This is a genomic window from Streptomyces sp. NPDC005761, assembly GCF_040630635.1.
Classification (GTDB): domain Bacteria; phylum Actinomycetota; class Actinomycetes; order Streptomycetales; family Streptomycetaceae; genus Streptomyces.
In genome coordinates this window covers 1-9,160 of record NZ_JBEXXX010000086.1, presented here as the reverse complement: position 1 = coordinate 9,160, position 9,160 = coordinate 1, and the positions used below count along the sequence as shown (strand labels likewise).

7 protein-coding genes are annotated in these 9,160 nt (G+C 73.2%); 2 read left to right on the top strand and 5 right to left on the bottom strand.

From position 1 onward, the window contains the following. Nucleotides 1-186: 186 nt before the first annotated feature. Nucleotides 187-2,640, bottom strand: coding sequence for a helicase C-terminal domain-containing protein (locus ABZ434_RS35690; protein WP_359146149.1), 2,454 nt, complete (start codon nt 2,638-2,640; stop codon nt 187-189). A 76-nt stretch (nt 2,641-2,716) separates the two neighbouring features. On the opposite strand from ABZ434_RS35690, the gene ABZ434_RS35685 reads away from it, so the two are divergent. Beyond that, nucleotides 2,717-3,772, top strand: a complete 1,056-nt coding sequence (locus ABZ434_RS35685; RefSeq protein ID WP_359146147.1) for a hypothetical protein — start codon at nt 2,717-2,719, stop codon at nt 3,770-3,772. A gap of 483 nt (nt 3,773-4,255) precedes the next feature. Here ABZ434_RS35685 and ABZ434_RS35680 read toward each other — a convergent pair whose 3' ends face one another. From ABZ434_RS35680 to ABZ434_RS35665, 4 genes are read right to left on the bottom strand one after another with little or no spacing between them, the layout of a single operon-like run. Further along, on the bottom strand, nt 4,256-5,233 hold the full coding sequence (locus tag ABZ434_RS35680) for an iron-siderophore ABC transporter substrate-binding protein (protein WP_359146144.1): 978 nt from the start codon (nt 5,231-5,233) through the stop codon (nt 4,256-4,258). Between the two features lie 29 nt (nt 5,234-5,262). Next, nucleotides 5,263-6,102 (bottom strand): ABC transporter ATP-binding protein, encoded by an 840-nt coding sequence (locus tag ABZ434_RS35675; RefSeq protein ID WP_359146141.1) that lies wholly within the window; start codon nt 6,100-6,102, stop codon nt 5,263-5,265. Then, nucleotides 6,099-7,169 (bottom strand): iron ABC transporter permease, encoded by a 1,071-nt coding sequence (locus ABZ434_RS35670; protein ID WP_359146139.1) that lies wholly within the window; start codon nt 7,167-7,169, stop codon nt 6,099-6,101. The genes ABZ434_RS35675 and ABZ434_RS35670 overlap by 4 nt, the downstream gene beginning before the upstream one ends. Next, the gene (locus tag ABZ434_RS35665) at nt 7,166-8,176 is read right to left on the bottom strand and encodes an iron ABC transporter permease (RefSeq protein ID WP_359146136.1); all 1,011 of its coding nucleotides are present in this window, start codon (nt 8,174-8,176) and stop codon (nt 7,166-7,168) included. The genes ABZ434_RS35670 and ABZ434_RS35665 overlap by 4 nt, the downstream gene beginning before the upstream one ends. Before the next feature lie 118 nt (nt 8,177-8,294). Between ABZ434_RS35665 and ABZ434_RS35660 the strand changes: the two genes are divergently transcribed. Then, on the top strand, nt 8,295-8,918 hold the full coding sequence (locus tag ABZ434_RS35660; RefSeq protein WP_359146133.1) for an HAD family hydrolase: 624 nt from the start codon (nt 8,295-8,297) through the stop codon (nt 8,916-8,918). The last annotated feature ends 242 nt before the right edge of the window (nt 8,919-9,160 follow it).

Below are 9,160 nucleotides of genomic sequence, written 5' to 3'. Positions count from 1 at the left end.
AGGACGACGAACACCGACCCGGGTCCCTCGCGTACCCGCGGAACGTTCGTCGTCTGAGGAGACGCCCCGGAGGGACCCCGGACCCCCACCCACCGAACACAGGCGCAGCCCGCGGGGCACCCGCGCCACCAAGCCCGTCCGGCGATTGAGGACAGAACCCGCACCCCGCACCCCGCAGCGCCGTCGCTACGTCTGGTCGTCCGCCAGTTCCGCCACGCCGGTGATCCGGTGGAGCGGATACGTGCGGACCTCGTCCGCCGTGTGGTCGTACCCCGTCACGTAGCCGCCCTCGACGCGGACCGGGGCGATCACCCGCTGGCTGGCCGCGCCCTCCGCGTTGACGTAGCCGATCCAGATCGCCGACCCCGTCATCGCGGCGGCCTGGACGGTGACCAGGGTCTCGGCGGAGGTCGTGCGGGGCAGAGCACCCGCCGCGGAGGACGCGGGCCCCGTCTCCTTGTGGACGACCGTGGCCGCCGTGTCCCCGGCCCGGATCGCCCGGACCGCCGCCCCGAGGAGCGTGGGGTCCGGGACGGGCGGGCCCTCGGGTACGGGGACGGGGGCCGTGCGCGGCGGCGTGCGGACGGCACCGGCGCGGGTGATCAGGACGTCGCCGTCGGCGGACTCCGCGGCGGGTGCGTACCCCATCTCGCGCAGGCCGTCGAGGAGGGACGCCGGGTCGATCTGGGCGGCCAGGGCCGTCGGCGCGAGCCGACGCAGCCGCAGTGTGGCGGAGCGTTTGTCGGCGAGGATCTCGTTGAGGACGGCCTCGTCGTCGCAGCGTACGTACGAGGACGCGGCGCCGATCCGCAGGTGACCGTGGCGGCGGGACACGTCGTCGATGAGGTAGCTGAGGGGCTGCGGCACCGGCGTGCGGCTGTGCGTGGCGAGGAAGGCGTGCAGGTCGGCGGCGGACTGCCCGGCGTCCAGGGCGCGGCGTACGGAGCCGGGAGTGAAGCGGTAGACCGTCGCACCGCCCTTGGACTCGATGTCCGCGAGCGCCGCGAGCATGTCGGCGAGGGGGCGTTCCAGCGGGCCGGGGGCGACGGCCGTGAGGTCGGCCTGGAGCAGGACGTGGTCGAGGGGCTCCGGGATGAGCGGGGCGAGCCGGGCGGCGGCTTCGGCGGGTCCGCCGGAGAGCAGGGCGCGGGTCTGCGAGGCCAGGGCGCCACGGCCGGTGATGCCGAGGAGCTCCGACTCGTTCAGCGTCCACAGGGTGATCCGGGACCGCAGGTCGGTGGTGTCCCCGGCCGAGGTGGAGGCGCCGCGCAGCGGGCGTTCCCAGCGGAGCCGGGCGAGCAGGGACTCCGGGTCCGGGGCGGTGCCGGGCGGCAGCGAGGCGAGCAGGTCGAGGACCCGGCGGCGGACCTCCGGTGCGGTGGAGCGGTCGAGTTCGGGGCCGAGGGCGGACAGGGCGCGGCCCTTGGCGTCCTGGCCGCCGACCAGGCCCGAGGCGCGGGTGGCGGCGAGCCAGGCGGAGGCGAGTTCCACCCAGCGGTCCTGGGCGGACAGTTCCGTCCAGTCGTCGTACGCGGGAGTCGGCGCGTACCGTTCGTCCGCCTCGCCGTCGGAGGCCAGCAGCCCGGCCGCGTAGGCGAGTTCCACCCAGAACGCGGCGACGGGTTCCGTGACGTCCAGCACGGCCGCGGTCTTCTTCAGCTCGCGGACGCTGAGGCCGCCGGCCCGCAGTATGGCGGGGCCGCCGCCGTTCCAGCTCTTGAGCAACTCCTCGACCGTCGACACCGCGAGGAACGCCTGGCCGGCGGCGGCGCTGTCCACAGCCTGTGGATCGCGTTCGGCGACGGCGCCGACGGCGGGCGGCCGGGGCTCGGGCACGCGGTGGGCGCGCCCCGCACGCAGATGCAGCGCGGCCTCGCGCGGCAGGACGACGGTGCGGGTCGACACGGGCAGCAGGAGCCCGCGGTCGCGCAGCCACTTCACCGGCGGGGTGGGGTTCGGGGTCACCTCGCCGTACGGCGGCCCCCAGACCAGCCGGTCCAGCACCGACAGGGCCTCCACCGGGGCGGTGTCGAGGAGTTCGCCCATCCGGGTGCGGTCGGTGAACAGCGCGGACAGGGCGCCCACCGCGGAGACCGGGTCATGGGTGGCGGGCAGCCCGGCAGCCTGAAGGATCTCCTGGAGCCGGCCGGGCGACATGCCGGCGGTGGCTTCGGCGACGGTCGGACCGAGACCGGTGGGGGAGGGGTGCTGCGGGGACGGCGACAGCAGTTCGCGAGCGGTGCGCACCAGGCGCAGCCGGTCGTTCTCGCCCCAGACCAGGGCCTGTTCGCGCAGGGTGGCCAGCGCGCCGGGCAGCGCGGCCACGATCGCGGCGCCCGCGTCGTCCCGGTGCTCCCCGTCGTCCTGGCCGTCGCCCGTGAGCAGGCCCAGCAGGATGTCGTAAGGGGCGGGGTCGGGTGCGACCGCCAGCGCCTCGGCGGTCTGAAGGGCGAAACGGTCGAGGTGCTCCAGGGCGCGGACGACGGAGGCACGGGTGCCGGCGCGCGTCGCGAGCTGGGTGATGTCGCCGGGCACGGGGGTGAGGAGATCCGGCCGGGCACGCAGCAGCCCGGCCAGTGACTCGTCGTCCCGGGCGCGCAGGGCCTCGGCGAGCGTCCGCGGTGGTGTGGTCATCCCCATCCGTCCCACGGTAGTCGCTCCGGACAGGCCCGAGGACGCTACCGTCGGTGCAGGGCGGTAAGAGGGGAACGATCGCGTGGGGATCGAGAGCGACCAGCTGGTCTACGACTACCTGAGCCGGGTCGGCGACCTGGCGCAGCAGCAACAGCTGTCCTCGGGCACCCGGATGAGGCTCGTGTCGGCGTTGCGAGGTGAGATCGACCGGCAGCGTGTGGCGCAGGCCGCGGACTCGCCGGGGGCGGTGCGCCGCATCATCGGGAAGCTCGGCACCCCCGACGAACTGGTCGCGGCCGCGGCCTCGTCGGGGGACGGCACGCCGTTGCTGCCGCAGGAGCCGGACACGGGCGGGGCGCAGGCTGGGGGGATCCCGCGGCCGCGCCGGGCGAGGCTCCGGAAAGACAGTTCACGCAAGGGCGCGTCGGAGGCGCGGGAGGCGGCTCCGGAGACGTCACCCCGGCCGGCCCCGTCACCGCCGCACCGGGCGGGGTCGGACGAACTCGGCCCGTCCGGGGACGATGCGGACTGGTGGAGCGTGGCCCCGGGCCGGTTCGGCGACGCCGGTGAGTTCGGGGCGGGCACCGATGTTCCGGGCTTCCGGGGCGGGGTGGAGATCCCGGCAGTGCTGAGGCCGCCGGTGGCGGCGGATGACGATGAGGAGTACGAGCAGGAGGACGAGGAGTTCGAGGAGGAGGCCGAGGAGGAGGCCGAGGCGCCGCGCCGGAGGCGGTTGCCGCGGCTGCGCCGCGCCCGCGTCCGTGAGGACGCCGCGCCTCGCGGCTTCTCGCACCCCGGACTGCTGCTCCCCGCGGCACTGCTGGCGGCCGGCGCGGTGATGGATGCCCCGCAGGCCCTGCTGCCCCTGGCGCTCGGCTGGCTGCTCGCGTACGGCTCCCGAAAGCTGTCGCGTACGGAGGCGAAGTGGGTGGTGATGTGGCTGCCCGGGGCCGTCGCTGCGGGCGCCCTCGTCTGGTTGTGGGGCCGGATGGACGGCCGGTGGGGCGCGCCCATCGCGGAGGGGCAGATGAGCCCCGCGATCGGCGATGCGTGGCCGTGGGTGCTGCGGGGTGCGGCCGTGGCCTCCGCGCTCTACCTGGTGTGGCGGGCACGGGGCCCTCGGCCGGGCGGGCGGTGAGGTTGCCGGGTTCCGTGGTGCGGGGTTCCGTGGTGGGGGGTTCCGTCCTCAATCGCCGGACGGGCTTGTGTGCGGGTCCCCCGCGGGGCGCTGTTGTCCGGTGGGTGGGGGTGGTGCCCCTCCGGGCAGACTCCTCAAAAATGGCGTGTGCACCCGACGACGCAGTGGTGCCCGGGTCGTACGCCATTTTCTGCGGGGACTGCCCTGCATGTCCCCACCCGGCCGCCCTGCGACTTCGACAGTCGTCGGGCTGATCCGCAGACGCAGGGCGGCCGGGTTCGGGGGCGTGCAGGGGAGTCCCCGCAGGACGACGAACACCGACCCGGGTCCGCTGCGTACCCGCGGAACGTTCGTCGTTTGAGGAGACGCCCCGGAGGGACCCCGGACCCCCACCCACCGGACAACGGCGCAGCCGGCGGGGCACCCGCACCCAAGCCCGTCCGGCGATTGAGGACAAAAGCCCGCACCCCGGAAAACCCCGCCTCAGCCCGCCAGCTTCGTCTGGAACTCGTCGAGGATCTGGCCGGCCGCCGTGTAGCCGATGCCGGCGATCCACAGGCGGTCGTCGACCTTGAAGACCTTGCCGTTCTTCGAGGCGGTCAGGCCCTTCCACAGGCCGCTCTTCATCGTCTTGGTCGTCCCCGCCTTGCCCGGGTCGCCGTACGTGGACGTGAAGACGACGTCCGCGTCCGCGAGGTCGATCTTCTCGGGGGAGACGTCGTAGGAGAAGCCGTCCTTGGCCTTGTCGGTGATGGCGGGCCGGCCCATGCCGAGGTCGGCGAGGATCGAGCCGATGTAGTTCTGCTTGCCGTAGATGCGGATGTCGGCGCCCTCGACGAAGCGGACGAAGTTGACGTCCGTGGCCGCTGCCTTCTCCTTGCCGCCGATCGCCGCGGTCACCTTCGCGACATGGGCGTCGTAGGCGGCGACGATCTTCTTCGCCTCGGCCTGCTTGCCGAGCGCCTCGGCGTGGACCTGGAAGTTCTCCTTCCAGGCGGTGCCGGTGGACTCCGTCATCACGGTGGGGGCGATGGCGCTGAGCTGCTCGTAGCGGTCGCCGTCACGGACCTTGCTCGTGAGGATCAGGTCCGGCTTCAGGGAGGCGACGGTCTCCATGCTGGGGTTGGCGATCTCGCCGACCTCCGTGAGCTTCTTCGTCTTCTCGGCCGGCAGGTAGGCGGGGAAGCCGTCCTCCGTGGCGGAGTGCGTCGCGCCGACGGGCTGCACGCCCAGGGTGAGCGCGGAGTCCAGTTCGCCGGTGTCGAGGACCACGACGCGCTTGGGTGCCACGGGGACCTTCACGTCGCCCATGGCCGTCTTGACGGTGTGGGTCGCGGCGGTGTCGGTCTTGGCGCCGCCGTCGGAGTCCGAGTCGGACGAACCACAGGCGGTGAGCGCGAGGGCGCCGGTCAGGGCGAGGGCGCCGAGGGTGATTCCGCGGCGGCGGAGGGCGGTGGACATGCGAGGCCTTTCGTGAGCGGTGTGCGATGTCAGGAGGAGGGCTGCCAGGGCGCGCCGGGGACGACGAGGGGGGACCCCGTCACCGGGTCCGGGACGATCACGGCTTCGAGGCCGAAGACCTCGCGTACGAGCTCCGCGGTGACGACGTCCTCGGGGTGGCCCTCGGCGACGATCCGGCCCGCCTTCATGGCGACCAGGTGGTCGGCGTAGCGGGCGGCCTGGTTGAGGTCGTGCAGCACGGTCACCACGGTCCGGCCGCGGGTCCCGTCGGCGGCCGGCGCGGCGAGCCGGCGGACCAGGTCGAGGACCTCCACCTGGTGCGCGATGTCGAGGTACGTGGTCGGCTCGTCGAGCAGCAGCAGATCGGTGTCCTGGGCGAGGGCCATCGCGATCCAGACGCGCTGGCGCTGTCCACCCGAGAGTTCGTCCACGGACCGGGAGCCGAGGGCGGTGATGTCGGTGCGCTCCATGGCCTCGGTCACCGCCCGTTCGTCCTCCTGGGACCACTGCTGCCACCAGTGCTGGTGGGGCTGGCGGCCGCGGGCGACGAGGTCGGAGACGGTGATCGCCTCGGGGGCCACCGGGGTCTGCGGGAGCAGCCCGATGGACTGCGCGATCTTCTTGGTGGGGATCTTCGACAGCTCCGTGCCGTCCAGGAGCACCGCCCCGCCGCGCGGTTTGAGGAGCCGGCCCAGTGCGCGCAGCGTCGTCGACTTGCCGCAGGCGTTCGGTCCGACGATGACGGTGACCTTCCCGTCGGGGACGGCGAGGTCCAGCTCGTGGACGACGGTGCGGTCCTCGTACGCGAGGGTCAACTCGCGCACCGTCAGCCGGCTGGTCGTGGCGTCCTGCTGCCGGGTCGTGGTCATGCGTTGCCTCCCGAGCGGCCACCGTGACCGCGGATGATCAGCCAGATCAGATACGGGGCGCCGACCGCCGCCGTCAGGACGCCCACCGGAAGTTCGGTGGGGGAGAAGAGCCTGCGGGCCAGCAGGTCCGCGAAGACGACGATCACCGCGCCGAGCAGCGCCGAGCAGAGCAGCGGGATCTGTGCGGTGCGGGTCATGCGGCGGGCGATCTGCGGGGCGAGCAGCGCGACGAAGTCGACCGGTCCGGCCGTCCCCGTGGCCACGGACGCCAGGATCACCCCGAGTGCGACCAGCCCCAGCCGCACGCGTCCGAGCCGGACCCCCAGGGCGGTCGCCGTGTCGTCGTCCATGGACACGGACCGCTGGGCACGGGCGGCCCACAGGACCGCGGGCAGCAGGATCAGCAGGGTCCAGCCGAGGGGGGCGGCTTCGTCGTAGCCGCGGCCGTTGAGCGACCCCGTCATCCAGATCTGCGCCTGCTGGGCGACGAGGTAGTCGCCCTTGGTGAGGAACAGGGTGGTGACCGAGCGCAGCGCGATCGCGAAGCCGATGCCGATGAGGACGAAGCGGGTGGCGTGCAGACCGCCGCGCCACGCGAAGGCGTAGACGAGCGCCGCGGCCGCGACCCCGCCGATCACCGAGAGGTACGGCAGGACGGTGTACGAGGTGATGCCGAACGTCATGGCGCCGACCGTGAGCGCGCTCGCGCCCTGGCTGATGCCGATGATGTCGGGGCTCGCGAGGGGGTTGCGGGCCACGGTCTGGATCAGCGAGCCGGCGATCCCGAAGGCCAGGCCGACGAGGAGCCCGACGACCATGCGCGGCAGCCGCAGCGTGCCGACGACGAGTTCGTCGGCGGAGGGCCGCCCCAGGATCACGTTCAGGACCTCGGCCGGTGCGACGAAGCTCTCGCCGACGCAGAGGTACGCGACGCAGACGACGGCCAGCAGCACGACGAGCGAGGCGGCGACGACCGCGGCCCGGCGGTGCAGCAGGAAGCGTCCGCGCGTCCCGACCCGTACGAGGCTGTACCCGGCGGGCCGCACGGCGGCCGTGGTGGCGCTCATGCGGGCACCGCCTTCCGGCGCACCAGAGTGACCAGGAACGGCACCCCGATCAGGGCTGTCATGACCCCGGCGGGCACCTCGCTCGGCGGGAAGAGGATCCGGCCGATGACATCGGAGACGAGCAGCATCACGGGTCCGATCAGGGCGGCCATCGGCAGCACCCAGCGGTGGTCGCTGCCGACGATCGCGCGGGCGATGTGGGGTACGGCGAGACCGATGAAAGCGATCGGTCCGGCCGCGGCGACCCCGGCGCCGGTGAGCACGGTGGCACCGATGCCGCCGACGATGCGTACGGTGGCGATCTTCTGCCCGAGGCCCTTCGCCATGTCCTCGCCGAGCGCGAGGGCGTCGAGGCCGCGGGCGACGCAGAGCACGAGCACGGTGCCGAGCAGCAGGAACGGCCAGATCTGCTGGGCCACCTGGGCCTCGCGGCCGGCGATCGAGCCGACCTGCCAGAACCGGAACTCGTCCAGCGCGGACGCCTTCGTCGTCAGCACCGCCATGGTCACGGACACCAGCAGCGCGTTGATCGCGGCGCCGCCGAGCGCGAGCTTCACCGGGGTGGCGCCGCCGCGTCCGCTGGACGCGATGGCGTAGACGGCGACGGAGGCGATGGCCGCCCCGGCGAAGGCGAACCACACGTACCCGGTGAGCGTGTGGATCCCCGCGTACGCGATGGCGAGCACCACGCCCACCGAGGCGCCCTGGCTGATACCGAGGATGCCGGGGTCGGCGATGGGGTTACGGGTGATGCCCTGGAGCACCGTGCCGGCGAGGGCGAGCGAGGCGCCGACCATCAGGCCGATCAGGGTGCGGGGCACCCGCATGTTCCGGATGACTTCGGCGGCATCGGAGTGCCCGCCGTGGAGCAGGGCGTCGAACACCTCGGTCGGGGGTATGGAGCGCGCCCCGACGGCGAGGCTGAGCAGGACCGCGATCAGCAGCGCAACAACGGCCGCCGCCGTCGCGAGAGCGCGTCTGGAGCGGCGTGGTGCGGCGGCTGGCATCGAACCCCATAGACAGGCGAGACAAGCGAGACAAAGCAAAGTAAGGCTTGGCTAAGCCTAAGCGTCGCCTGTGCGGGGTCTTCCGGCGGTGTACCGGGTCCCGTGCGGGCTCGGCACAATGGACGGCATGGCTTCACACGCGCTGACGGTCGGCTTCGACCTGGACATGACGCTCATCGACTCCCGGCCCGGAATCGCGGCCGCCTTCCTGGCACTTTCCGCCGAGACGGGGGCCTTCATCGACACCGATCTGGTGGTGAGCCGCCTCGGCCCGCCGCTGGAGCAGGAGATCGCGCACTGGTTCCCGGCCGCCGAAGTGGCCGCGATCGCCGACCGCTACCGGGAGATCTATCCCACATACGCGATCGGCCCCTCGCTCGCGATGCCCGGAGCGCGGGAGTCGATCGACGCGATACGCGCACTCGGCGGCCGGACGATGGTCGTCACCGCGAAGTACGAACCGAACGCGAAGCTCCACCTCGCCCACCTCGGCATCGAGCCCGACGTGATCGTGGGCGGCCTGTGGGCCGAGGCGAAGGCGGAGGCACTGCGCGAGCACGGGGCGGGCGTCTACGTGGGCGACCACACGGGCGACGTGCGCGGCGCGCAGGCGGCGAACGCCGTCTCGGTGGGGGTGACGACGGGCCCGTGCGACGAGGCGGAACTGCGCGCGGCGGGTGCGGACGTCGTCCTCACGTCGCTGACGGAGTTCCCGGCGTGGCTGGCGGCGTACCGGTCGTAGCTGTGGCGGGGGGTTTTGTCCTCAATCGCCGGACGGGCTTGTTTGTGCGGGTGCCCCGCGGGCGGCGGGGTGTTCCGGGGTGCGGGCTTTGTCCTCAATCGCCGGACGGGCTTGGTGGTGCGGGTGCCCCGCGGGCTGCGCGTTTGCCCGGGGGTGGGGGTCCGGGGTCCCTCCGGGGCGTCTCCTCAGACGACGAACGTTCCGCGGGTACGCGATGGACCCGGGTCGGTGTTCGTCGTCCT